This is a genomic window from Arthrobacter sp. P1_B9, from assembly GCF_056406495.1.
On the sequence record NZ_JBFUAA010000011.1, the window covers coordinates 1 to 24,148 of the forward strand.

At 63.1% G+C, this 24,148-nt stretch carries 21 protein-coding genes, 1 tRNA gene and 1 pseudogene; 12 read left to right on the top strand and 11 right to left on the bottom strand.

Annotated elements, in window-relative coordinates:
* Positions 1 to 333, bottom strand: a pseudogene (locus AC1D1A_RS15105) (sulfonate ABC transporter substrate-binding protein); the annotation flags it as partial.
* A 642-nt stretch (positions 334 to 975) separates the two neighbouring features.
* On the opposite strand from AC1D1A_RS15105, the gene AC1D1A_RS15110 reads away from it, so the two are divergent.
* Positions 976 to 1,293, top strand: coding sequence for a recombinase family protein (locus AC1D1A_RS15110; RefSeq protein WP_476948059.1), 318 nt, complete (start codon positions 976 to 978; stop codon positions 1,291 to 1,293).
* 379 nt (positions 1,294 to 1,672) lie between these two features.
* Here the strand turns inward: AC1D1A_RS15110 and AC1D1A_RS15115 are convergent, their stop codons facing one another.
* The 7 genes from AC1D1A_RS15115 to AC1D1A_RS15145 all read right to left on the bottom strand — a co-directional run bounded on the left by AC1D1A_RS15115 (position 1,673) and on the right by AC1D1A_RS15145 (position 9,616).
* Complete coding sequence (locus AC1D1A_RS15115; protein WP_476948060.1) at positions 1,673 to 2,557, bottom strand: PaaX family transcriptional regulator; 885 nt, start codon at positions 2,555 to 2,557, stop codon at positions 1,673 to 1,675.
* A gap of 163 nt (positions 2,558 to 2,720) precedes the next feature.
* Positions 2,721 to 3,203, bottom strand: a complete 483-nt coding sequence (locus AC1D1A_RS15120) for an acyl-CoA thioesterase (protein WP_476948061.1) — start codon at positions 3,201 to 3,203, stop codon at positions 2,721 to 2,723.
* A gap of 18 nt (positions 3,204 to 3,221) precedes the next feature.
* Entirely contained in the window at positions 3,222 to 5,612 is a 2,391-nt protein-coding gene (locus tag AC1D1A_RS15125) for a bifunctional salicylyl-CoA 5-hydroxylase/oxidoreductase (RefSeq protein ID WP_476948062.1), read from the bottom strand.
* Positions 5,613 to 5,626: 14 nt separating this feature from the next.
* Positions 5,627 to 7,312: an AMP-binding protein gene (locus AC1D1A_RS15130; RefSeq protein ID WP_476948063.1), complete on the bottom strand. Its 1,686-nt coding sequence runs from the start codon at positions 7,310 to 7,312 to the stop codon at positions 5,627 to 5,629.
* 54 nt (positions 7,313 to 7,366) lie between these two features.
* Positions 7,367 to 8,239, bottom strand: coding sequence for an acyl-CoA thioesterase (locus AC1D1A_RS15135; protein ID WP_476948064.1), 873 nt, complete (start codon positions 8,237 to 8,239; stop codon positions 7,367 to 7,369).
* A gap of 5 nt (positions 8,240 to 8,244) precedes the next feature.
* Positions 8,245 to 8,727: a cupin domain-containing protein gene (locus AC1D1A_RS15140; protein WP_476948065.1), complete on the bottom strand. Its 483-nt coding sequence runs from the start codon at positions 8,725 to 8,727 to the stop codon at positions 8,245 to 8,247.
* Positions 8,728 to 8,761: 34 nt separating this feature from the next.
* Entirely contained in the window at positions 8,762 to 9,616 is an 855-nt protein-coding gene (locus AC1D1A_RS15145) for a fumarylacetoacetate hydrolase family protein (protein ID WP_476948066.1), read from the bottom strand.
* A gap of 149 nt (positions 9,617 to 9,765) precedes the next feature.
* On the opposite strand from AC1D1A_RS15145, the gene AC1D1A_RS15150 reads away from it, so the two are divergent.
* From AC1D1A_RS15150 to AC1D1A_RS15195, 10 genes are all read left to right on the top strand, one after another.
* Entirely contained in the window at positions 9,766 to 10,164 is a 399-nt protein-coding gene (locus tag AC1D1A_RS15150; protein ID WP_476948067.1) for a RidA family protein, read from the top strand.
* 389 nt (positions 10,165 to 10,553) lie between these two features.
* Entirely contained in the window at positions 10,554 to 11,579 is a 1,026-nt protein-coding gene (locus AC1D1A_RS15155) for an Lrp/AsnC family transcriptional regulator (protein WP_476948068.1), read from the top strand.
* Between the two features lie 190 nt (positions 11,580 to 11,769).
* Positions 11,770 to 12,825 (top strand): ABC transporter permease, encoded by a 1,056-nt coding sequence (locus AC1D1A_RS15160; RefSeq protein WP_476948069.1) that lies wholly within the window; start codon positions 11,770 to 11,772, stop codon positions 12,823 to 12,825.
* Positions 12,826 to 12,872: 47 nt separating this feature from the next.
* Positions 12,873 to 14,024: a sugar ABC transporter substrate-binding protein gene (locus AC1D1A_RS15165; protein WP_476948120.1), complete on the top strand. Its 1,152-nt coding sequence runs from the start codon at positions 12,873 to 12,875 to the stop codon at positions 14,022 to 14,024.
* A gap of 8 nt (positions 14,025 to 14,032) precedes the next feature.
* A complete protein-coding gene (locus tag AC1D1A_RS15170) occupies positions 14,033 to 15,586 on the top strand; it encodes a sugar ABC transporter ATP-binding protein (RefSeq protein ID WP_476948070.1) in 1,554 nt (517 codons plus the stop codon).
* Positions 15,587 to 15,609: 23 nt separating this feature from the next.
* Positions 15,610 to 16,623, top strand: coding sequence for a succinylglutamate desuccinylase/aspartoacylase family protein (locus AC1D1A_RS15175; protein WP_476948071.1), 1,014 nt, complete (start codon positions 15,610 to 15,612; stop codon positions 16,621 to 16,623).
* A complete protein-coding gene (locus AC1D1A_RS15180) occupies positions 16,620 to 17,837 on the top strand; it encodes an amidohydrolase (RefSeq protein ID WP_476948072.1) in 1,218 nt (405 codons plus the stop codon). Before AC1D1A_RS15175 ends, AC1D1A_RS15180 begins: the two co-directional genes overlap by 4 nt.
* Before the next feature lie 177 nt (positions 17,838 to 18,014).
* Positions 18,015 to 18,245, top strand: a complete 231-nt coding sequence (locus AC1D1A_RS15185) for an arginase family protein (RefSeq protein WP_476948121.1) — start codon at positions 18,015 to 18,017, stop codon at positions 18,243 to 18,245.
* Between the two features lie 88 nt (positions 18,246 to 18,333).
* A complete protein-coding gene (locus AC1D1A_RS15190) occupies positions 18,334 to 18,567 on the top strand; it encodes a hypothetical protein (protein WP_476948073.1) in 234 nt (77 codons plus the stop codon).
* A 701-nt stretch (positions 18,568 to 19,268) separates the two neighbouring features.
* Positions 19,269 to 20,486, top strand: coding sequence for an aminotransferase-like domain-containing protein (locus AC1D1A_RS15195; protein WP_476948074.1), 1,218 nt, complete (start codon positions 19,269 to 19,271; stop codon positions 20,484 to 20,486).
* A 260-nt stretch (positions 20,487 to 20,746) separates the two neighbouring features.
* On the opposite strand, the gene AC1D1A_RS15200 is transcribed toward AC1D1A_RS15195, so the two are convergent.
* Both AC1D1A_RS15200 and AC1D1A_RS15205 read right to left on the bottom strand, forming a co-directional pair.
* Positions 20,747 to 20,887, bottom strand: a complete 141-nt coding sequence (locus AC1D1A_RS15200; RefSeq protein ID WP_476948075.1) for a hypothetical protein — start codon at positions 20,885 to 20,887, stop codon at positions 20,747 to 20,749.
* A gap of 702 nt (positions 20,888 to 21,589) precedes the next feature.
* A tRNA-Leu gene (locus AC1D1A_RS15205) sits at positions 21,590 to 21,671 on the bottom strand.
* Positions 21,672 to 21,876: 205 nt separating this feature from the next.
* On the opposite strand from AC1D1A_RS15205, the gene AC1D1A_RS15210 reads away from it, so the two are divergent.
* A complete protein-coding gene (locus AC1D1A_RS15210; RefSeq protein ID WP_018772478.1) occupies positions 21,877 to 22,482 on the top strand; it encodes an ANTAR domain-containing response regulator in 606 nt (201 codons plus the stop codon).
* Between the two features lie 143 nt (positions 22,483 to 22,625).
* On the opposite strand, the gene pyk is transcribed toward AC1D1A_RS15210, so the two are convergent.
* Positions 22,626 to 24,128, bottom strand: a complete 1,503-nt coding sequence (gene pyk, locus AC1D1A_RS15215) for a pyruvate kinase (protein WP_476860263.1) — start codon at positions 24,126 to 24,128, stop codon at positions 22,626 to 22,628.
* Positions 24,129 to 24,148 lie beyond the last annotated feature (20 nt).

Consider the following 24,148-nt stretch of genomic DNA (forward strand, 5'->3'; position numbering starts at 1 on the left):
CGCGGCCGGGCCGGCGTTGAACACCTGCGTGCTGAGCTTGGTCGCCCCGAGGTCCTTGGCGATGAACCCCTTGTTGACACCCACCAGGGCCGGAGCGTGGGTGATGTTGCCAAAGTAGCCGAGCCTGAGCTCCGTGGCCGGGCCGGCGTCCGCCGCTGCCGCTGCGGGGGCGGTTTCGGGGTTGCGGGACAGCGAGGATGCAACTGCTGCGCTGGCACCGATCAGGAGCACAAGGGCGGTGATGAGAGCGATCTTACGACCGCGGGGACGCTTGGCGCCTTGGGAGTCTCCCGCAACGATGCGGGTGGACCCTGGCTGGTCTTTGGATGTCATGGAAAAGTCCTTCAGAGAATGGGGGGATCCGAACGGGTCCGTGGCCGCTGTCCGGATCAGGGCGCAACGGCCGGGGACCGGGTGGTCACATGCCGGGACATGGCATGACACTACGGATCCGGCCCGATCCCAAGCAACGGCCGACGACACCAGGGGTCACCGGCGGAAATAGGAGGTAATCGAGGGACACGGGACGTCACGCCGCGCCTATTCTGTCACTGCGCCTCGGCCTGCGAAGGCCGCTCCGGGGCGGGAACCGTGGCCGCCCAGCAGCTCGACGGCCGCATCTAAAGCAAAGAAGTACCCGGGCAGACGCGCTAGGAAGCAGTGCGTAACCCCGGCGGAAGCACGCAGGCGTCTGCCGCCGTCCCGGGACACACGGGCTCCCTCGCGATGAAGGTCGGCAGTCCGCACAGCACGAGTGCAATCGGCACTGCTGCTCCTGGAGTGTGTTGACTGCGGCGACGAGCAACGACAGCGGAAGCTGTCAGAGGTTGACACGGCGCTCGTCAGCCGGTCCCCTACCGGGACACCATCCGACCGCACAGGCGCTGCGAGAAATCGGATACGGATACAGGAAACCTGGATTCGCGCATCCCCCGCCCCGCAAACTGTCCCGCTCAGGTTGGTCAATCGCGACAGTTGCACCAGCCCGCGCAGAACTTAGGCTATGTCCGGAATTTCACCAACGAAAAGGACCCGGCCGCGGCGCGCATGGCGCGTACGGGTCTGGGTGCCCCCGAGGGCCTGATCAATCGTGACCACGGTGCGGTCGGAGGGAACACAGAACGGCCCGCACTGCGGGAAATCCTACCGGCTGTCCGTCCCGGTGAGACTCTTCCCGTCACCAAGCCCGATAGGATCGCCCGGCCCTACCCGATGCTCAAGAACATCATCGAGGACATGACAAGAGGTTCCCAGGCGTTCCGGCTGCCGACCGGGATGAACATGAGGGTTTGATCCCCAAGTCTCAGCAAGTCATGCAGTTCCAAGCGCTCCCCGCCATGAATGAGTAAGCAGCAACACCGCTGTCCAAGCCAAGAGAAGGAGCCGCCAGACCGCAACAGCCCCAACAAAAATGGGCCCCGCAAGGGCCCCACAAAGGAGATTTATACACATTCAGCGGCCCCCAAGCCCCTGAACAGGGAAAACACAGTGCCCGAGGGACTCAAACTGCATTCCAGCCCCTGCCAACACTGGGCTCCCCCGGAAACTTAGGGAATCCAGCCCGATCCGGCACCAGTACGACCCGGCCCGACGCCTGAAGTTTGTACTTTGTACACACCCCGAATTCATAGCCTCCAAAGCCCAAATCTTCAAGCGGTCCGCGCCGGGGCAACTAGGCCACAGCTGGGTCGAGGGCTCCGGCAATGAGCTCGTGGGCGTGTGCCTCGGCCAAAGGCGCGGCCAGACGATGCACGAAGTGAAACGTCCGGCGGACTGCAGGCCCGTGCCACTCCGGGGGCAAATAGTCGGCCGGCAGGTTCGGGTCGCGGTACGGGAAGCGCCGCCACATGGTCAGCATGGGAACGTAGTAGCGGAAGGCGTCGCGCCGCAGTTCTTCCGTGGATCCCGCGAGCGCTGCCTCGGGGTCATCTCCCACAAGTTCAGACCATTGCTGCTCCGCGCCTTCGTAGACCTGAAGGAACTCGGTGAATTGCTCGTCGAGTTCCTTCAGGTCCCACCATTCGGAGATCTTGGGCCGCATGGGACCGTCGAAAATGTAGTCGCTGCGAAACAGATCCACGAACTGGATGAGCCCGCTGACGGTCAGGCGTTCCTTGGCTTGTTCCAGCTTCCGCGCGGGAGCGATCCAGACGCCCGATGCCACCGAGCCGAACCCCAGCCCGGACAGCTCCGAGCGCAGCTGGTGCCTGCGGTTACGCATGGACTCCGGTACCGAGAAGACCGCCAGGACCCACGTGTCCACGGGAGCCGGCTGCTCCGGCGCGAAGATTCTCCGGTCCCCTTCCCGAAAGACGTCGCTGATCGATTCCGAGATCTTGTACTTCGCAACGCCGCCCTCACGGACGCTCTTGAGGACACCTTTGGCTTTGAGCCTCGACACCGATGACCTGACACCCGGCGCGTCGTAGCCGAGCGTCCCCAGCATGGAAATCAGCACGGAGACCGGCAGCGCGTCCCCAACATCCCGGCCATACAGACCGAAAATGGTGACGATGAGTTGCTGGTGGCGAACCGGGGGTGCCGGGACGGCGAGCATTGAAGATTCCTCATTTCCGCGCCACAAGTCACGGCGCCATTGATGTTCATCATAGGGGTGGGAACTGTCCCATCCGTTCATGATCATGCCCAGGGCGGAGCTCAACTGAGGCTGCGGGCCGCCGGGACCCGAATGGAAACCGAGGTCCGTCCGTCGCGCCGCGCTACGGGCCCCGCAAAACGCGGACGAAATGCTCTGGCCAGGGCTGCGCAGTGGTGGCTCCAGCGGGAACGTGCGCAGTGGTGACCGTACCGAAAGCCGCCACAGCTCCGCTGTCCGAGGAGCCCACGTCGGGAGTATGACGATCGATGGCGTCCGGTTCGGTAGTGCCGCCTGCCTCGCTCCGAACCTCGAACGCCATGGTCAGCGAGGTTCGGCCGAGGGCTTGGATTTTCAACGTTGCGGTGACGCGCTGGCCGAACCACAGCTTGGCCTTGTAATTGACCACTTGCTGGACGCGGGGTGCAACCGGAAAGTACTCCGTCAGCTGCAGGTTCCGGAACAGCTCTGCCTCGGCAGCCTCAACCCAGCGCAGGACGGCCGAATTGTGCTGGTGGCCGGAGGCGTCAGTGTCCACCCATTCCACCGTGCGGTGGATGGTTGCCTGCGGATATTCCGGATGCCCCCGCGTCTCAGTGTGATCCATGATTCTCCTAGTGGACGACTACTTGGCCAGCACCGACGCGGCGGCGGACGCGGGCGTCCAGCGCAGGTGGGTGGTGGCTTCTTCAGCGTCCGGTTCCCGCAGCAGGGACAGGCGCGGACGTACGGCGTCGGTGCGGGAGCTCGGTGGCTTGCGGCGTCCTGCGCGGAACTGCGGAATCCACTGCGCGCCGGGGCCCTGATATTCCTGTTCAGCGGCGGCGTGCAGGGTCCACTGGGGGTCGTACAGGTGGGTGCGGCCCAGGGCGATGAGGTCTGCGCGGCCGGCGAGGAGGATGGAGTTCACGTCGTCGTAGCTGGAGATGGCGCCGACGGCGATTACAGCCACGCCCGCGGGGGCGGCGACTTCATGCCGGATCCGGTCAGCGAACGGCGTCTGGTAGCTGCGTCCGTAGGCGGGCTTCTCTTCCGTTGCCACCTGGCCCGTGGAGATATCCAGACCGGCAGCGCCGTGGGTGACGAAGGCCCGGGCAATCTCAACCGAATCGTCGGAGGTGTTTCCGCCCTCGATCCAGTCGGTCGCCGAGATGCGCACCGTCACAGGCTTGGCTGCGGGCCAGGCCGCGCGGACGGCGTCGAACACTTCCAGCGGGAACCGCAGGCGGTTCTCCAGGCTGCCACCGTATTCGTCTGTCCGGCGGTTGGACACCGGCGAGAGGAACGAGGAGAGCAGGTAGCCGTGGGCGGCGTGGATCTCGAGGAGGTCGAAACCTGCCTGCTCAGCCCGGAGCGTCGCGGCGACGAACTCTTCCTTGATGGCTTCCATGCCTTCACGATCGAGTTCCACCGGGGTCTGGCTGTCGGGACCGTAGGGCAGCGCTGAGGGGCCAACTGCCTGCCAGTTGCCGGACTCGAGGGGCTCGTCGATGCCCTCCCACATGAGCTTGGTGGACGCCTTGCGGCCGGAATGGCCAAGCTGGGCGCCGATCTTCGCGGTGGAGCGGGCGTGGACGAAGTCCACGATTTCCTTCCAGCTGTCGCGCTGGCCGTCTGTGTAGAGGCCGCTGCAGCCGGGGGTGATGCGGCCTGCCTCCGAGACGCAGACCATTTCCGTCATGACCAGGCCGGCTCCGCCAAGCGCCTTGGAACCGAGGTGGACCTTGTGGAAGTCGCCCGGAATGCCATCCACCGCGGAGTACATGTCCATGGGCGAGACCACGATGCGGTTCTTAACTTCCAACTCACCGATGCGGAAAGGCTGGAACATGGCCGGGGCGGTCTCTGCAAGGCCGTGGGCGCCTGCGAAGTTCCGGTCCACTGCCTCCGCGAACTCGGGGTCGCGAAGGCGCAGGTTTTCCTGAGTGATGCGCCGGCTGCGGGTCAGCAGGTTGAAGGCGAACTGCGTCGGCTCTTGGTCCTTGTACTGGCCGATGCGCTCGAACCATTCCAACGAGGCCTGGGCGGCACGCTGGGTGGACGCCACCACGGGCCGGCGTTCGGCCTCGTAGGCGGACAGCGCGGACTCGACGTCCGGGTGTTCGTGGAGGCAGGCCGCCAGGGCGAGGGAATCCTCCATGGCGAGCTTGGTGCCGGAGCCGATGGAGAAGTGCGCGGTGTGGGCGGCATCACCCACCAGCACCACGTTGTTGTGGCGCCAGCTCTGGTTGCGCACGGTGTTGAAGTTCAGCCACTTGGAGTTGTTGGACAAGACCGCGTAGCCGTCCAGTTCCTCGGCAAAGATCGAACAGATTTTGGCGATTGCTTTTTCGTCGGATACGCCGGGAGGAAAGACATCAGTGGCGGTCTCGTCGAAGCCGGCCGCCCGCCACACGTCCTCGTGCATTTCGACGATGAACGTGGAGCCCTCATCCGAGTACGGGTAGCCGTGGATCTGCATGACGCCCCACCCGGTTTCCTTCACAAAGAACTTGAAGGCTTCGAACACCTGGTCCGTACCGAGCCACATGTATTTGTTGGTGCGCGGGTCCAGATCGGGTCCGAAGGAGTCGGCGTACTTGGCACGGATCTGTGAGTTGACACCATCCGCGGCCAGCACGAGATCGTAGTTGGCTTCGAGTTCCTCGATATCCGGCGCCATGGTCTGGAAGCGCAGGTCCACGTTGAGCTCGGCGCAGCGGCGCTGGAGCAGCTCGAGCAGTTCCTTGCGGCTCATGGCGGCGAAGCCCTGGCCTCCCACGGTGATCATTTCTCCGCCGAAGTGGATGTCGATATCGGACCAGCGGGCGAACCGGCGGCCCATGTAGTCCGCCACCACGGCGTCGGCGTTGCCGATGCCGCCAAGCGTCTCATCGGAAAATACGACGCCGAAACCAAAGGTGTCGCTCGCAGCGTTCCGTTCCCAGAGGGTGATGTTGTGTGAGGGGTCCAGCTGCTTCATCAGTGCTGCGAAGTACAGGCCACCGGGGCCGCCTCCAACGATTGCGATTTTCATGGTTGCGCTCCTTCTCAAGCCTGGCTTTGGCCGGCGGGGGTAAGTTCTTGGGTTTCGCTCGTGGTATCGCCGCCGAGGAAGCTGTCACGGAGCTTGAAGTGCTGCAGCTTGCCGCTGGGATTGCGTGGCAATTCAGTGACGAACCGGATGTCCCGCGGATATTTGTACGGGGCGATGGTCTTCTTGACGAAGTCCTGGATGTCCTTGCGCTTTCCGGCGTCGCCTGTGACGCCTTCGCGCAGCACGATGAACGCGCAGACGATGCTGCCGCGCTCCGGGTCCGGGACGCCGATGACCGCGTTTTCCACCACGTCCGGGTGCTGGTCAATGGCGGATTCAACCTCCGGCGCACCGATGTTGTAGCCGGAGGAGACGATCATGTTGTCCGAGCGGGCCTGGTACGTGAAATAGCCGTCCTCGTCCTTGATGAACGTGTCCCCGGTAACGTTCCAGCCGTTGACGACGTAGTTCGACTGGCGTTCGTCATCGAGGTAGCGGCAGCCGGTCGGGCCAATGACCGCCAAACGGCCAACCTGCCCGGGGCCGAGTTCGTTGCCGTCGTCGTCGAGGATCGTTGCCCGGTAACCGGGAACTGCCCGGCCCGTGGTCCCGGGCCGGATGTCGTCGCCCGCTGCAGAAATGAAGACGTGCAGCATTTCGGTGGCGCCGATGCCGTTGACCAGACGCAGGCCTGTGGCCGCGTGTACGGCGTGCCATGTTTCCTGGGACAGGTGCTCGCCGGCGGAAACGGCGATGCGCAGGCTGCGGAGCAGTTCGCCGCGGTTCTCCTTCAGGATTGCCCTGTAGGCGGTGGGCGCCGTGAACAGGATGGTCGCACCGGCGGCGGCCGCATTTTCGGCCAACTCCACCGGCGCAGCGCGTTCGGTGAGCAGGGATGACGCACCGAACCGCAACGGGAACACCACCAAACCGCCCAGGCCGAACGTGAAGGCGAGCGGCGGCGAACCGGCGAAGACGTCGTCCGCCGTGGGCTGCAGGATGCAGCGGGCAAACGTGTCGGCGTTGGCCAGGATGTCCCGGTGGAAGTGCATGGTCACCTTAGGCACACCGGTAGTGCCCGACGTCGGCCCCAAGAGGGCGACGTCGTCCGCGGACGTGTCCACTGCCGTGAACTTCCCGCTCTTGGACTCACAGCGCGCGGTGAGATCGGCGTCGTCGCCGAATGCGTTTTCCGCTCCGTACGTTAGGACAGCGATGTCGTCCCCAGCGGCCGCGGCGAGCTCGTCCACAAAGCGGTAATCGGAGATCGCAACCACCGGCTTGGTGAGCTGGATCAGCGTAGCTACCTCGCCGGACCGCAGCATGGGCATGGTGGTGACCACCACCGCGCCCGCTTTCAGGACGCCAAGCCACGCGGCCACCATCCACGGGTTGTTCGGGCCTCGCAGCAACACGCGGTTGCCCGGGACCACGCCAAGGTCCTCCGTGAGGACTTGGGCTACTTGGTTGGCGCGCTGCTGCAACGCTCCGTACGTCCAGACTGTGCCATCAGGCGTCCGGAGTGCCGGGCGCTCCGGACCGTGTTCAGCGACGGCGTTGTCGATGAGCACGGCCGCTGCGTTGAGCCGCTCGGGGTACTGGAGTTCGGGCAGGGTGAACTCGAGCGCCGGCCAGGTGTTGGTAGGCGGAAGGTGCTCGCGCGTGAACGTGTCCACGTGGGCCGATGTCGTCATTGTCATGGCCGTTCCTTTCAGTGGTGCGTTGTTGAAGCTGCGGATGATGTTTTCAGGCGATTAGGCACCGGCACGGATCATGCCTTCTTGGGCGACGGTGGCGATGAGCCTTCCTTGCCTGTCGAAAAACCTGCCCATGGCCAGTCCGCGATTGCTCTGGCTAGAAACCGCTTCCTGGGCGTAGAGGACCCAGTCGTCGGCGCGGCCATCGCGGTGGAACCACATCGAGTGGTCGAGGCTGGCGGTGGCAAGGCGCGGGCTGGACCAGTTGAGTCCATTCAGGCGCAGGAGCGGTTCCAGAATGGTGTAGTCGCACACGTATGCCAGCGCGGCGCGGTGGAGGTCGGCGTCGTCGGGCAGGCTGTCGAAAGCCTTGACCCAAATGGCCTGCTGTGGCACCGAACCGCCCTCAACCTCAACATAGAGCGGCCCGGGAACATGCCGCATGTCGAAACTACGGCCTGTGGACCAATAGTCCGCGGCCGGGCCGGCGATTCCGTCCAGCACGTCTGCTGCGCTGCGCAGCGAGTCAGGTTCGACGGCGGCAGGGGCCTCAGGCTGGAAGTCCGGACCCTCCTCGGGAACCTGGAAGGAACCCATCGCCGCGTACACGGGCTTGCCGTTTTGGAAGCCGCGGACGGTGCGGGTGGAGTACCCGCGACCATCGCGCAAGCGCTCCACTTCGTAGCGAACGCTGGAACCGACGTCGACAGGCCGCATGAAGTAGCTGTGCATCGAGTGCAGATGCCGGTCAGCGTCCACCGAGCGCATCATGGCCGCGGCCGCCTGGGCCACCATGTCCCCGCCGTAAGCCTTGGGCCACGGCACATACTGCGTGCTTGCCTCATACGCTTCATCGTGGACCTCCGCGGCCACCGGCGTAAGGTCGACCGCCCGGAGGAAGGTCTCCGACGTCAAGGTTCCAGTGATCATGGCGGCTATGCCCTGCGGTAGTCGGCGAGGGTTTCGTCCGCAACGTCCTCGAGATTGACCACGAGGTTCTCGGGAGTGCGCGCGGTGAGCCACACAAGCTCCTCGGTGACGGACATGTTGGCCTCAACGTGCGGCATGAACGGCGGCACGAAAACCCAGTCCCCGTCTTTCATGTCGATGAAGTCCTGGTAGTTCTCGCCGAAGTAGATGCGTCCGTGTCCGCGCAGCACGTAGCCGCCAGTTTCGGCCTCGCCGTGGTGGTGCGGCAGCGAGCGGTAGCCGGGAGTGTTGGAGACCTGACCGAACCAGATTTTGGTGGCTGGCGTGTGCTGGATGCTGACGCCGGAGACGCGGATGCAGTCGCCGGACTGGGCGGTGTTGGTGTCTTCTGCACCGGCGCGGGTGACGACCGGAACTACTTTGCCGTCAGCCTGGGCGTAGATGGAGTTGTCGCCTTCAAGGCTGTATTCGGTGGCCGTTTGGCTCATGGTGGTCTCTCCTTCGAAGTGGTTGGTGCTGTTGTCAGGCGTTTGCGGTGACGGGTGTATGGATCCGGAACAGGTTTTCGAGCCTGCCGATCCCGTCAATCTCGGTGGTGAGGATATCGCCGTCGTTCAGGAAGCGCGGCGGGGTCATGCCCATGCCGACTCCCCCGGGCGTTCCCGTGAGAACGAGGTCGCCCGGACGCAGGATGGTGAACTGCGAAATGTAGGAAAGGAGCTGCGCCGGCCTGAATACCAGGGTGCTGGTGTTCCCTTGCTGCACAAGCTCCCCGCTGACGTAGCCGCGGACTTCGAAGTCACCGTCTGCTTCGTCCGCGGTCAGCAGGACCGGGCCCACCGGTGTGGTCCGGTCGAAGGCCTTGCCTTGGAACCACTGCAGGGTCCGGTTTTGCCAGTCGCGCATGGAGACATCGTTGGCAACGGTGTAACCGGCAATTGCCGCGCGGGCCTGGTCCTCGTCGGCGCGGAACAGCTCAGAACCAACGACCACGGCGAGCTCAGCTTCCCAATCGACGCGGACGCTGCCGTGGACTTCCACAGCGTCCGAGGCGCCGATCAGGGTGTCTGCATACTTCGCGAAAAGTGTGGGGTATTCGGGAAGCTCGCGTCCCATTTCCTGGATGTGGTCGCCATAGTTCAGTCCGCAGCAGATCACTTTGCCCGCCCGTGGAAGGAGGGGGCCGAAGTCTGCGTCGGCGCCGGAAATGACGACTAGATCGGTCGCAGCTGCAGCCCTTTCCACGATGGTCCGCCACTCCGGCTGGGCGAGTAGCGCACCGACGTCGTTGGCCGGCAGCGCCAGGTAAGAATCGGCGCCCGTGGCGAGCGCCGCCGTCGTACCTCCGCCGGCTGTCCGCAAGGTGGCGAGTTTCATGCGATCTGTCCCTTCGAGTGCTGCTTCTTTCAAATGCGTGTATCGATTTTTTTACGATCGTCACATATGCTCAACGTAGCACGAGCAGGAATGATCTGCACAGAGACATTTCAAAGATTTTGCAGACACCACAAACCAGGAGGAACAGCATGAGCCACAAGACGATCAACCCGGAATCGCTCCCCAAGCCCTCAGGTTTCGCGCACGGCATGCTCGCCGGCAACACGGTGTTTTTGGGCGGCCAGACAGCGCTCGACAAGGACATGAAGATCGTGTCCGGCGGCATCGTGCAGCAGTTCACCCAGGCGTTCTCAAACGTGCTCACGACGCTACGGGAAGCCGGCGGGCAGCCCGAGGACCTTGTCAACGTCACCATCTACCTCACGGACGTAGGCGACTACATGGCGAATGGCCGCGAGATCGGACGGATCTGGCGGGAAATGGCCGGCTCTCAGTACCCGGCCATGGCTGGCATCGGCGTGACGCGGCTATGGCAGAAAGAGGCCATGATCGAGATCCAGGGCATCGCGGTCATCCCCGAGCGGTAAAGGCAGGGTCGGTGACGTGAACTGAGACGGGCCCGTCGCGCATACGGCATGCAATAGCGTTTGAAGCGTCCGGGCACGGCATCGACCGGGGGTCCGCGCCCTCGAGCGCCGGGCGGCTATCGCTTCGGCCCTGGCTTGGTGCCCGCGTTCATCTCGTCCCAGAGCTAGCGCGCGAACAGGCGCAAGTTCGCGAGGCACGAGGCCGCATCGGCGGCCATGTCAAGGGTCGCCGCGACCTGGCAGTTCACGACCCTGCCCAAGGGATTTTTGGGGCGGTAAGGTGATGGATATTTGATGCGTTCAACGTCTGCAACCCTACGCACACGGGACAAGGCAGCCACAGGTGTCTCGCGGGATGACGGATCTAGTCTGCAAGTGGTCAGGTAATCGTGAATGAAGTGTTTGTTCCGGACGAGCTCGATCTGGCTTTGCTGGAGTCACTGCAGCGCGCGCCCCGCGCATCTTGGGCGCTGATTGCGCAAGCTTTGGACGTCGCACCCATCACGTTAGCTCGCCGATGGGACCGTTTGCGAGAAGCCGGACTCGCATGGGTGAGTGCTACGCCCGGCCCGGCTTTTCACGATGTTGGCGTGACGGCTTTCGTCTTGCTGAAGTGTCGGCCGCGGCTCAGGGGGAAGCTGACGGCAAGGCTACAGAACGACCCATCGGTGGCTACGTTGGAAATCACGGGTGGTTCGCCTGATCTTTCCATGACGGTTTTCGCCCGAAGCCTTCGTGCGCTTCAGGATGGGGTACTGAGCCGGCTGGCCGCGTACCCGGGTGTCGACTCAGTAGAAGTATCGATCGTGACAACGCTGTACGGGGAGGGGAGCCGCTGGCGGGTCCGCGCACTCGACACCCGCCAGGTGAACCGCCTCACTTCAGCGGCCCCGCGGGATGCGCACGCCCGCCCCGAAATACCGCAGCTTGATTCAGTGGACCGCGCCCTACTCGACGCGCTGGTGATTGATGGCCGGATGGCATTTCAGGAACTAGGGTCATACGCAAGCGTCACACCGGCGACGGCCCGGCGTCGTGTGGACCGGCTCATCGCCAGCGGCGTGACAAGGGTCAGATGCGATCTCGCGACGCCAGTGTTTGGCTGGCCCGTCTCTGCCACGATCTGGGCGAAAGTTCCTGCGAACATACTCCAGGAAGTATGCCGGAGCCTCGCGGGATCCCCTCAAGTTCGGGTCGCCGCAGCGACAACAGGAGCCAACAACCTTGTTGTGACCTATTGGCTTCACTCGCTGAGGGAATTCGAAGCGGTCGAGGCAGCCCTGCTGGAGCGGTTTCCCGCCGTCGTCGTTTCGAACCGGATCATCGACCTGCGGCCCGTCAAGAGAATGGGCAGAATTCTTGGAGACGACGGTCAAGCGGCAGGTGTGGTGCCGCTTCGGCCTTGGACCGACTGATGGACCACAGGAAAACGTTTTTCTACATTTCAGGCCTTGTTCCTGCAGAATTCGAACAAATTTATCCCTCCACTGGCAGGAGGCCACAAGCTTTTCCTAGGGCGCAATGATGCGCCAGCACAGTGTTAGATCCCTAGGAGTGGCAATGATGGCACGAATGCGAACAGGAATAGGGCAGGAGCCAGCGGCCATGCCCACAAGGTCCGGCGACAGCCCCGGCGGCACGGGTGAACCGCCCTTCCCCAAAGACATGCCGGGCACCCCCTTGGTCAAACCAGGGCCGAAAGCCCAGGACCGCTTCGCGCTAATCGGTTCGCGCTTCGGCCTGATCATCACATGGGGTTTGATGATCCTTGTCTTCAGCCTGCTCATGCCCGGAGTCTTTCTCTCGGGTTCGAACATAGGCTACATCCTCAGTTCGCAGGCCACGGTCCTCATTGTGGCGATCGCAGTCACCATCCCGATGGCCGCCGGCGAGTATGATCTGTCATCCAGCGGTGTGGTTGTCATCACCGTGGTCGCCGTCGGGTACCTCAACGTGGTCCAGCAATGGCCGCTCCTGCCAACAGTCCTCGTGGCGCTTGCCATTGGCTTGGTGGTTGGTTGCTTTAATGCGTTCTTTATTGTCCGCATCGGCATCAGCTCGCTGATCGTGACGCTCGCGATGACCTCGGTCCTCGTCGGCCTTGCCCTGGGCCTAAACAACCTGACCGTCACGGGCATCTCCGTGGATTTGATTGATGCTGCCCGAAGCACCGTCGGAGGGGTCCAGCTGGTCTTCTTCTACGCATTGGCTGCAGTTGTGGTGGCATGGTACATCTTCCAGCACACGCCCATCGGGCGCAGCCTGTACTTTACCGGTGCCGGACGCGAAGTGGCCCGGCTCTCCGGAATCCCTGTGGATACGATCCGCGCCGGGTCCCTCATCGTTTCCGGACTTCTCGGAGCAGTGGCGGCCGTTCTGCTGGCCGGCGTCTTGGGCTCTGCGGACCCCAATGTCGGCAGCAGTTACGCCCTTGCGCCCTTCGCCGCGGCGATGCTCGGGTCTACCAGCTTCACGCCTGGCCGGTTCAACATCCTGGGCACGACCGTGGCGACATACTTCCTCGCGACAGGCATCACTGGGCTCCAGCTCCTGGGGCTCGCAGGTTGGGTGACGCAAGTTTTCTATGGAGCGGCCCTGATCCTGGGCGTCGCCCTCTCGACATATGCAGCGCGCCGCAATGGCCGCGCACCCCGCGCGTAGCGCACATAACAAGCCGTCCTCGATCAACAAATTAGGTGACTCAAGTGATGAAACACAACCGCGCCGTCGTACTGCCCATCATGATTTCCGCTGCGCTCTTGGGACTGACCGGCTGTCAACGAGCCAGCGAGAACGCGGGCGCCACGTCCGTGCTTTCCGATCAGCAGAGCGTCGCATCAAAGGCACTGGCCGTTGACGTCGCTCCCGTGACCGGCGGGCCAACGCTTCCTCCGGTCAAGAACGGTTCTGCCTTGAAGGGCAAGAACATCAGGTTCATCGCAAGCGGCCTGAGCTTTCCATTCAGCCAAGACGTCCTGGCCGGGGTTAAAGAGGGTGCCGCGGTTGCCGGTGCCACAGTGACTGTTTCCGACAGTGAGGGCGATCCGCCTAAGGCAGCAGCCCTTGTGGATCAGGCCGTAGCTCAAAACGTCGATGTCATCCTGTTGCAGGGAACGCCCCCGAAGAGCGTCGCATCGAGCATCACGGGAGCAAAGCAACACGGAATCCCGGTGATCAGTGTCGGCAGCGACGCACCAGGCAAGGTCTCCCAGGAACTCGCCGACATCGGCCTGTTTGGCTATGCATCGGCAAGTAACGACGTGGGCACACGGCAGGCCAACTTTGTTGCGGCAGACTCATCGTGTCGCGACGGCGTTCTCTACTTGGGTTCTTCGACTTTCGGGACGTCGAGTTCTGATGTCGTAGACCAGTTCACCCATCGATTCGCCGAGCTCTGCCCTGACGTCAAGCCGACTGTCCAGGACGCGCCATTGGCGGCATGGACTGCGCTGCTGCAGCCTCAGGTCAACGCATTCTTGCAACGCAACCCCGATACCCGCTATGTAGTGAGCCTCGTCGACGACATGAGCCTCGCCATCAAGCCCTCGATTACGAGCCTCAGCGGCAGAAACATCCGCCTGGTGGGCTCCACGGCAATCATCGGGGCTCTAAGCGGACTTCGGGACAAAGCTGACGCGGGAGCTGCCACCGTCGGCACAAATCTCTACCAGATGGGCTGGGCGGCGGTGGACCAGTCCCTCCGCGCGGCGGCCGGTGAAGTGGCGGTGGCCGATGAGCGCGTCCCGAACCGTACGTTTACCCGGGCCAACATCGACACCATCGATCTCGCGAAGAACTCGGGCGATTGGTATGGTCCGTTCGATTTCCGAGCCTTCTACACCCAACTCTGGCGCAGGTGATCAGCACCATGACGTCAACCATTGTCGAACCCCTGCTCCATGCCGAGCATCTCACGAAGTCCTACGGCGCCCGCCCCGTCCTGAAGGACGCCTCCCTGAGCATCGCACGCGGAGAAATCCATGCGTTGCTTGGTGAGAACGGTTCCGGAAAATCCACGCTCATCAAACTCCTCGCCGGGCAGATTGCTCCCGACGGCGGCTACGCACCAAGCAGACCACCACGGGTCGTCGTCTCGGGACGGTCGGAAAACCTCCCGATCGACCCAAAGACGGCACAAAGCCTGAAGCTGGGATTCGTGCACCAGGACTTGGGACTGGTTCTTTCATCCACCGTCACCGAGACGCTCGGCCTGGGCAGATACCGGACCCGCTGGGGGATGGTCAACTGGCGCGCTCAACGCTCATACACAACCGAAATCCTGCAACGGTACGGACTCAACTTGTCCCCAGGGGCCATCGTCGGCTCCCTGTCGGCAGTGGAACGTGCCATGCTCTCGATCATCAGGGGCATCGAGTCCATCAGCGGCGACGAGCGTGGCGTGCTCATTCTTGACGAACCCACTGCGTACCTCCCGGGAGATGCGGTCCATAAGGTGTTCGACGTCCTCCGCAGGATCAGGGCAACCGGCAGTTCGGTCCTCATCGTGACTCACCGACTCGATGAAGTGAAGGAGATTTGCGATCGCGCGACCATCCTGAGGTCAGGGGAAGTCGTGGCGACCATGGACATCGCATCAGCCTCAACTGACGATCTTGTAACAGCGATCCTTGGCACGGAGCTAACGAACCTATACCCACAGGAACACACAAACGTGGCCGAACCCGTTCTCTGCGTGTCAAACCTCAGCGGAACCGAAACACGAGGCGTCTCCTTTGTGGCATCCCGTGGCGAGATCCTCGGGCTGACTGGCCTCGTGGGTGACGGATTCGAGGAGATCATCAGCCTCTGTTTCGGTGCAACCCGAGGTACCGGCGAGATCGAGATCAAGGGCGAGGCAGTGGAACAAGGCTGGCTTCGACCCCGGCGGGCAATGGGCATGGGCATGGCTTACATACCGGCAGACCGGACGACTTCCAGCGGGCTCATGGCAGCGTCGGCCGCCGAGAACCTCACGATGGCCACCATGGGACGTTATTGGCGATCGGGGCGCATGGCCTACGCGGACGAGCGCAAAGAGGCAATGGAAACAATGAGCCGTGTTGGGCTGCAGCCGCTCGATCCCGACCTGCCCCTGGGATCGTTCAGCGGCGGTAATCAGCAAAAGTTGATCCTCGCAAAGTGGCTGCTCACTCGTCCAAATGTGCTTTTCCTCCACGAACCCACCAACGGCGTCGACGTCGGAGCAAAGAAGACACTCTTTGAACTCATCAATCGTGCTGCGCAAGAGGGCTGCTGCGTGGTCATCGCAAGCAGCGAATACGAAGATCTTGCCCATCTCTGCAATCGAGTACTCATCGTCAAGAACGGCAGCGTCGCCAGGGAGCTATCGGGAAATCAGCTCACCACCGACGCCATCACACATCACTGCCTGACTTCCACTGCGGTCTCCCCCGCTGCGTGAATCCAACCTTTAGGACACTTGCAATGAACATTTTCGAAGTCGGCCCCCTCCGCGTGCCCAGTGGAGAAATTCGGCACGGGCGGCTACCAGCCACCTCGTCCGCCTCAGGGCAGGTCATCAGCGTGCCGGTAAGCATCGTCCACGGCACGGAGCCAGGTCCGGTGCTGCTGGTCACCGGAGCGACCCACGGCACTGAAATCACGGGCACACGGACACTCCTCAAACTCATCGACCGCATTGACCCCTCGAATCTGCGAGGTACCTTGATTTCAGTTCCGGTGACCAACCCCCTGGCCTTCGACCGGGGAACCTACGCCTCCCCCGAAGACGACATCCACCTGGGCATGCCGTGCTACTGGCCTAGTGACCCGACAGGTTCACCAACCATGCGGATTGGAGCCCAGGTTCGCAATCTCTTCGACGTGGCCACCCACTACATCGACCTGCATAACAACGCAGAGCCGGCTGTCACAATGTCCATGGAGTTCGCTGCACAGTGCTCCTCACCAGAGGTGCGCCTAGTACAGCGGACCATGGCGGAGGCCTTCGGCGTCACCCCGGTTCTCATGACCGACCCGGACGATGGCACGGCAGAGCGCGTGGGATCAGTCGATGGCCAGCCCGCCGCTGCAGCCTCAGCCCATGGCATTCCTGGACTGATGGTCGAGTTGCTCGACGAGCGCGGGCACCAGGGATACGAGGTCGGTATCCGCGGTGTTCTCAACGTCATGTCCGCGCTCGGCATGCTCGATGACCAGGCCCCGCAGCCGGTGGAGAGGCTCCGAGGCACCTTCACATATCACGGCGTACTCATGTCCAGTGAGTCAGGGGTGCTGTTCCCCGTGTGCGAACCAGGAACCATCGTGGAACAAGGCAGCGTTGTTGCGCACATTGTGGGCATGGACGGCACGGTGGTGGAAGAGGTCAAGATGCCCGTCACGGGATTCGTGTGGGCCTTCCTGACAACACCGGCAGGCGCGTCCTTTGCGGTAACTGAGGGCCATGCTGTCGGCTTCATCGCGGCGGTCGACGCATGAGCACCAACACTGCCGTCCCCGGTGGCGCACCGAAAACAATCAGCAAGGACGCCGAACTGCGCAACGAAATCAAGGCGGCAGTGCGGGATGCCATAGAAGCGTTCGGCGACCGGGCGATCAACCTCAGCCACCGCATTCACGGCACGCCGGAACTCGGCTTTGCGGAGTATTACTCAAGCCGGGAAGTGGCGAACGAGCTGCGTGACACTGGATTTTCCGTGACCGAGCGCGCCTACGGACTGGAAACCGCTATCTCGGGGGTCGCCGGCGAGGGTTCTTTCAAGGCTGTCGTGGTGGCGGAGTACGACGCCTTGCCAGAGCTGGGCCACGCCTGCGGCCACAACATCATCGCCGCATGCGCTGTCGCAGCTGCCGTGGGCCTGAAAAGTGTGGCAGCCGAGCTCGACCTCACCATCGAAGTCGTGGGTTCCCCCGCAGAGGAGACCGGCGGCGGCAAGATCCTGATGCTGGAGCAGGGTGCATTCGTTGAAGCCGATGTGGCCATGATGGTGCATCCGGCGCCATTCGAAGACGCGTCACCCGGCTTCCTTGCTACCAACGGGTTTTCCTTCGAGTTTTCGGGCAAGAGCTCCCATGCTGCCGCCTCGCCGTGGGAAGCAGCGAATGCCGCCGATGCATCGACGCTTGCCCAAGTCGCGGTGGGGTTGCTTCGTCAGCAGCTTCCCATCGAAACGCGTGTCCATGGTGTGGTCACGAATGCCGGCACCGCTGCCAATGTCATTCCCGGGAAGTCCGGCGGCGTGTACGCGATTAGGGCCGAAACTCTGGCGGATCTGGAGGATGTGGCTCCACGTATCGAAGCATGCTTCACGGGGGCAGCCATGGCGACCGGCTGCACCGTGGAGCTGGAATGGGAGTATCCGGCCTACCCGAACGTCATCCAGTCGGCGCAGCTTGCGGCCTTTTACCAACAAAATGCCGAGGCCTTGGGCCGGAGCTTTCCCAACGATGCCGAAGCCCGCGCATTCAGAGCATCCACCGATTTCGGCGCGGTCTCCCAGGTTGTCCCTAGCCTTCACCCGCATGTCAAGATCTGTGATTCTCCCGTGTCAAACCATCAGTCCGCATTCACTGAAGCTGCAGTCTCGGAGCGCGCCGATCGTGCACTGATCGAAGGCGCGATCGCCATGGCCTGGACGGTTGTGGACGCAGCGCTGTCACGAGACACCTCGGCCGACGATACCGAGCATTAGCCGCGCCTCGTCAACCACAAAGCAGATACATCCATGAACTACCACCCATGGCCATGTCGCCCTCCCGGGATCAAGGCACAACTCGATGCCCAGTCCTACATTGGCGTGCCGACATTTCGGGCAACGACCGTACCTTACGGAACCTGAGCAGCTCGACGATGGCGTCCGGATGTCGCCATCGTCGGAACACCGTGGGATGGCAACACCACAAACCGCCCGGGCGCACGGTTTGGTCCGCGGGCAATGCGCGCCAACGCCTACAACCCGGGCGCGTACGACCTTGATCTCGGCATCGAAATCCAAGTTCCTGGGCAGCATGGATTGGAAACCGGTGGCGTCCAAGGGCGAGTCCACCGGTTCCGTGCGTGGGAGGTCCGTGGCAACGTGGCCATGAGGAGACGGAGGTGACGTAACAGCGGTAACCGCAGCTAAATATTCAACCGCCACACAGTTGACAACGATGAGGTTGGCACCAAAGCCAAGAGAGTAAGGACTTATGACCATCCAAGCAACGCCCGATTGCCTCTTCATAAACGCTCAAACGCCAAGGGAACTGGACGCCGCTCTGGACAAGGCGCTGGAAATCCTGAAGCCCACGGCCATGGCCGAACGAGTCGGCATCCTGGTAACACGGCTCGCCCCGGGCCGTTACGAGGCCCGGCTGGACGGTGAGCTGCCGCCGGGCACGATTTGGGAAAGCTGGGGCACGTCCTCCGATGAACCACGATAGGGGCGGGATCTCCGGCGAGACGACCGACAGCTTGATGCTAGTGGCATGCCCGGCGGCCGGCCAAGCTCCGTGTTCGCTGCGGAAGGCGGCTGCGAAATTCGCGTCAGAACGAAAAGGGCCGAAAGACTTCCTCTCAGGATGTGAGGTCGAAGACTTCCTGTTACTTGCGCCGGGGCACCGGGTCGTTGTCCTGGATCACGAAACCGGTGAAGTCTGGCGCGGGTCGGTCGACGAGCCTTTTCCGCAACAGGGGTTTGTCTGGGTGTTCACGGAATTGGGCGAGCGGAAGCTGTTCGACATTGCCCTGCACACGGTCTGGCGATCGGGTACGCCTTAGGTCTGGGTAGTCAGCCCTAGGCATCCGTCAACACCCGGTACCGAAATAGCCGATAGCGGATCCTGGCGAAAATGCAGCTTGGCGTGATGACCCCGGTCGTGCGTCACCCGGTCGCAAAACATACCAGCTAGTGCCGACCTCCGCCGGGCTTCCCTTCGGCGGGGTCACGAACAGGGGCGTCGGGCGGGAATTAGGCCCGCTGTGACTTTCACGGTCCTCTTTCGTAGCAACGACTACAGCATCCCTAGCGCCCCATCCAGGTCGCCACCGTCATCCTGCTTCGTTTCCCGGCGGCACAGTAGCAAAGAACAAAGACCATCATCGGGGCGCACCGTCGCGTCCCGCCAACCCTCAAAGGACGATCATGACCACCACAACAGAACTGTCCCATATTGAAAAGATGGCCAGGCGCGCAGCCGGTTTCCAGCCTTCCCCGGTGCGTGCAGTTTTCGACGTCTCCATGAAACCGGGCATGATCTCGCTGGCGGGAGGCAACCCCTATCTGCCCGTCCTCCCCATGGATGACATCGCCGCCGTGGCAGGCTGCGTCGTTGCCTGCCGCGGTCTGGAGGCTCTGCAATACGGCCCCGGTGCCGGGACTGAGGAACTGCAGGCCCTGATCTGCGAGGTCATGGAGCTCGAAGGCATCAAAACGTCTCCGGAAAACGTACAGATCACAGCCGGCTCGCAGATGGCGCTGGAACTGGTAACCAAACTCTTCTGCGACCCGGGCGACGTCGTGATCACGGAGGGACCGACCTATGTCGGCGCCCTCGGCGTGTTCGAAGGCTTCCAGGCGGAAGTGGCGCACGTCACCATGGACGACAAGGGCGTCGACCCAGACAGCCTCCACGAGGTCATCTCCGGGCTCAAGGCGGCCGGCAAGACCATCAAGTTCTTTTACACCATCCCCAACTTCAACAACCCATCCGGCATCAGCCTCTCTCCTGAGCGGCGGCAGCGGGTGGTAGACATCTGCCGGGCCGAAGGTGTGCTGATTGTCGAAGACAACCCCTACGGCCTCCTGAGCTTCGACGGCACGCTCAAGCCCGCCATGCACACGCTGGACCCCGACAACGTTTTCTATCTGGGCTCGTTCTCCAAGATCTTCGCCCCCGGGCTGCGTGTGGGCTGGGTGGTAGCGCCGCGGGACGTGCGCGGTCGCCTCCAGATCGCCTCCGAAGCGACCACCATCTGTCCCTCCACGCTGAGCCAACTGGTAGTGGAGCAGTACATCAGCAGCTTTGATTGGCGTGGCCAGATTGCCGTCTACAGTGCCGTCTACGCAGCGCGGTGCCAGGCCGCCCTTGATGCCCTGGCAGCACACATGCCCCAAGGAACCCTGTGGACCACGCCCACCGGGGGCTTCTTCACGTGGGTCACGCTCCCGGAAGGCAGCAACACCGATCGCGTACTTGCAGAGGCCATAGCAGCGGGAGTTGTGTTTGTGCCCGGGAGCGCCTTTTTTGYAGACGGGAGCGGCACCAATCAACTTCGCATCGCCTTCTCATATGCCACCTTGGAAGAAATCACTGAAGGAATCAAACGCTTGGCAAAAGCCATCAACATACAGCTGGGGTGAGAGCAGGCCTTCGACGAGCGGATTCCGACCATGATAACTACACCAACTGCTGCCAGGACTCGGGTCCGCCCAACAAACCGCGGATGAATGCGTTGGTGTAGGTAGGCCGACCTTCGTGACGGAATGGGCACCACCTCCCCGGGTGCCGCTGCCCGCGCCGCAGCGGACGGGCCGGAGCAGGACCCCAGGCCCGGCGCCGTTAGGTCGGCGCTGCTCACGTCACGCATCGTTGCCCCGACGATCAGGTCAGACACGGACGCCTACGCCTCGGGGCCTCCCGCAGCCAGGAAGGCTGCGCGGACCTGGTCGGCCTCGATGAAGTACGGAGTGAACGCGGCGCCCTTACGCGTGGCCGGCGTCTCGTCCGGCCACGGGTACAGGCTCCCCAGGTAACCACCCATCCTCATGCTCCCGTACGGATTCGTCCGGACACCGGAGTGCTCGTGGCTGCCGCCGGTGTGCAAGGTAGACGAGCAAGCTCGGCAGTCATGTCGAAAACCATCCTCCCGCTTTATGGACAGGTAATGACTGATCAACAACGGAACACGTCCCCGTCCCGCACAACCCCATTCTGGGACATCTGTGACACAGTCCGCGCAGTCCAGAGCGGGCATCCAGCCTCGCATGCGAAAAGTCATGTCACGCAGACTTCATAAATGCATGAACTCGTGTCAGCAGAATAAGCACGGAGGGAGTCACCCACCAACGGCAGGCATCACGTGGATACGGGTGTGGACACTGTACACGCCGCCTTTGGCCGGACAAACAGCCACCAGCTTCTCCCCAGGCTCCAAGAAGCAGCGGATCGAGGCCAAGCATCTGGAAAGAATCTCGTGGAGGTCATGTCATCACCACAACCCCAACGCATGAATAGGTACAAGGCCAACCAGGTCTTCCAGGACCAGTCAGAAAGGAGCAAAGGATGACCCCACATCCCAGCACGCGGAGGACCACTAGCCAGGGCGCTTGACCCCGCCACCCAGACAACTTCACAGGCCACCGCGGCGGCCAGGCACCAGCCGCGACACAGCGTCAGAGGGACCCGGGCAGGGTCAATGTACACACCTTAAAGCAAAAACCCCCTCTGACGAGGGGGAATGCTGTGCCCGAGGTGGGACTCGAACCCACACACCTTTCGATACCGCATTTTGAGTGCGGCGCGTCTGCCAATTCCGCCACTCGGGCGCGGAGTACACCGGTGTAACAATCAGCCTGCCACAGTGCTGTGAGCAACGCGATCGCTTCCAGTGCGCGAAATTACTCTACATGCAGATAGGCTGAATTCCAGAATCGCGCCAGTGACGCCGCATCGAACCAAACCGGTCCAAGTACATCGGCGGACAAAACCTATGATGGTTGAGTTCCCGCCGTACCTTTCCAAGGAGTTCCCGTGTCAGAACAGACGGAGTCAACCCCCACTTCCCAGCCGGCGCGCCGCGTTGTCGTCGCCGAGGATGAGACCCTCATCCGCCTGGACATCATCGAGATCCTGCGGGGCGAAGGCTACGACGTCGTCGGTGAGGCGGACAACGGCGAAAAGGCCGTCCAGCTTGCCGAGGAGCTCAAGCCCGACCTGGTCCTGATGGACGTCAAGATGCCGGTCATGGACGGCATCTCGGCCGCCGAGAAGATCGTCAAGGCCCGGATCGCCCCCGTGGTCCTGCTCACCGCGTTCAGCCAGAAAGAACTCGTGGAGCGCGCCCGCGACGCCGGCGCCATGGCGTACGTGGTCAAGCCGTTCACCCCGGCGGACCTCATCCCGGCTTTGGAGATCGCACTGTCCCGCCACGAGGAAATCAAGGCCCTCGAGAGCGAGGTCACCGACCTGCAGGAGCAGTTCGCCACCCGCAAGCTCGTGGAGCGCGCCAAGAGCCTCCTGACCACCAAGATGGGCCTGACGGAACCGGAAGCCTTCCGCTGGATCCAGAAGACCTCGATGGACCGCCGCCTCAGCATGCGCGAGGTGGCCGAAACCATCATCAACCAGGTCAACTAGCGGCCGGCGGTTCCGGCCGCGCTCCGCGGCCGCCAGCCGCGCACTCGAAGCACCAAGCACCAAGCACCAAGCACCAAGCACCAAAAAGGGAGGATCCCCGCCAGCCGGCGGGGATCCTCCCTTTTGCATTCAAGCTTTCAGAACTAGGCCTGGACCCGGTTCTTCTTCTTCTTTTCCGGCCACGGGCCCAGCTTGTCCTTGGCCACGGCCGCTTCGCCCTGGCCGCCGATGTCAGCGAGGTCACCCACCTTGTGGACCTTCAGCAGGTTCGTCGAACCGGCCTTTCCGGGAGGCGAACCGGCGGCGATGACCACCAGGTCGCCGTCCTCGACCACGTCGAGTTCCAGCAGGCTGCGGTCAACCTGGGCCGTCATCTCGTCGGTGTGGCCCACCATCGGGACCAGGACCGGCTGGATCCCCCAGGTCAGGGCGAGCTGGTTCCAGACGTGCTCCACCGGGGTGAAGGCGAAGACCGGCTTGATGGGGCGCAGCCGGGAGAGGCGGCGTGCAGAGTCACCGGACTGGGTGAAGGTACAGATGTACTTCGCATCCAGCTGGTCGGCGATCTCGACGGCGGCCCGGGTGATGGCGCCGCCGCGGGTCTTGGGCTTGGTGCCGAGCGGGGGGACGCGCTCCAGGCCGTGCTCCTCGGTGGACTCGATGATCCGGGCCATGACCTTGACGGTCTCGATCGGGTACTTGCCCACGCTGGTCTCGCCGGAGAGCATGACCGCGTCGGCGCCGTCGAGCACCGCGTTGGCGCAGTCGGAGGCCTCGGCGCGGGTCGGGCGCGGGTTGTCGATCATGGACTCGAGGACCTGCGTGGCCACGATGACCGGTTTGGCCCAGCGGCGTGCCAGTTCGATGGCGCGCTTCTGCACGATCGGCACTTCCTCGAGGGGAAGTTCCACGCCGAGGTCGCCACGGGCCACCATGATGGCGTCGAAGGCGTCGATGATCTCGGGGAGCTGCTCCACGGCCTGCGGCTTCTCGATCTTGGCGATCACCGGCACGCGGCGGCCTTCTTCGTCCATGATCTCGTGCACGCGGACGATGTCCGAGGCATCCCGGACGAAGGACAGGGCAACCATGTCCACGCCGCGGCGCATGGCCCAGCGCAGATCGTCCTCGTCCTTTTCGCTCAGCGCGGGAACGTTGACAGCAACGCCGGGCAGGTTGATGCCCTTGTTGTTCGATACCCAGCCGCCAACGATCACCTGGGCGACCACCTTGACGGCGTCGACGTCGATCGCGCGGAGGGCGACCTTGCCGTCGTCGATCAGCAGGGCATCACCGGGGTTGACGTCCTCCGTCAGGCTCTTGAGGGTCGTGGAGCAGATGTCCTTGGTGCCGGGAACGTCCTCGGTGGTGATCGTGAACGTGTCACCGACCTCCAGGAGGTGGGGACCGTCGACGAAACGTCCGAGGCGGATCTTCGGGCCCTGCAGGTCGGCCATGATGGCCACGGCCTTGCCGAGCTGTCCCGCAGCCTTGCGGACGTTCTCGTACGTGTTGTCGTGCACGGAATAATCGCCGTGGCTCATGTTCATGCGTGCCACGTCAACGCCGGCTTCCAGCACGGCCAGCGTGTTGTCAAAGCTTGCGATTGCCGGTCCGAAAGTGGCCACGATTTTAGCGCGTCTCATATACCTACCCTACTGGTGTG

What these genes read in the sequence shown, in the direction of transcription:
- AC1D1A_RS15115 (WP_476948060.1), bottom strand. Translation starts at nt 2,557, where the DNA reads ATGCTCGCCGTCCCGGCACCCCCGGTTCGCCACCAGCAACTCATCGTC.
- AC1D1A_RS15120 (WP_476948061.1), bottom strand. Translation starts at nt 3,203, where the DNA reads ATGGATCACACTGAGACGCGGGGGCATCCGGAATATCCGCAGGCAACC.
- AC1D1A_RS15125 (WP_476948062.1), bottom strand. Translation starts at nt 5,612, where the DNA reads ATGAAAATCGCAATCGTTGGAGGCGGCCCCGGTGGCCTGTACTTCGCA.
- AC1D1A_RS15130 (WP_476948063.1), bottom strand. Translation starts at nt 7,312, where the DNA reads ATGACAATGACGACATCGGCCCACGTGGACACGTTCACGCGCGAGCAC.
- AC1D1A_RS15135 (WP_476948064.1), bottom strand. Translation starts at nt 8,239, where the DNA reads ATGATCACTGGAACCTTGACGTCGGAGACCTTCCTCCGGGCGGTCGAC.
- AC1D1A_RS15140 (WP_476948065.1), bottom strand. Translation starts at nt 8,727, where the DNA reads ATGAGCCAAACGGCCACCGAATACAGCCTTGAAGGCGACAACTCCATC.
- AC1D1A_RS15145 (WP_476948066.1), bottom strand. Translation starts at nt 9,616, where the DNA reads ATGAAACTCGCCACCTTGCGGACAGCCGGCGGAGGTACGACGGCGGCG.
- AC1D1A_RS15150 (WP_476948067.1), top strand. Translation starts at nt 9,766, where the DNA reads ATGAGCCACAAGACGATCAACCCGGAATCGCTCCCCAAGCCCTCAGGT.
- AC1D1A_RS15160 (WP_476948069.1), top strand. Translation starts at nt 11,770, where the DNA reads ATGCCCACAAGGTCCGGCGACAGCCCCGGCGGCACGGGTGAACCGCCC.
- AC1D1A_RS15165 (WP_476948120.1), top strand. Translation starts at nt 12,873, where the DNA reads ATGAAACACAACCGCGCCGTCGTACTGCCCATCATGATTTCCGCTGCG.
- AC1D1A_RS15170 (WP_476948070.1), top strand. Translation starts at nt 14,033, where the DNA reads ATGACGTCAACCATTGTCGAACCCCTGCTCCATGCCGAGCATCTCACG.
- AC1D1A_RS15175 (WP_476948071.1), top strand. Translation starts at nt 15,610, where the DNA reads ATGAACATTTTCGAAGTCGGCCCCCTCCGCGTGCCCAGTGGAGAAATT.
- AC1D1A_RS15180 (WP_476948072.1), top strand. Translation starts at nt 16,620, where the DNA reads ATGAGCACCAACACTGCCGTCCCCGGTGGCGCACCGAAAACAATCAGC.
- AC1D1A_RS15190 (WP_476948073.1), top strand. Translation starts at nt 18,334, where the DNA reads ATGACCATCCAAGCAACGCCCGATTGCCTCTTCATAAACGCTCAAACG.
- AC1D1A_RS15200 (WP_476948075.1), bottom strand. Translation starts at nt 20,887, where the DNA reads ATGGGTGGTTACCTGGGGAGCCTGTACCCGTGGCCGGACGAGACGCCG.
- pyk (WP_476860263.1), bottom strand. Translation starts at nt 24,128, where the DNA reads ATGAGACGCGCTAAAATCGTGGCCACTTTCGGACCGGCAATCGCAAGC.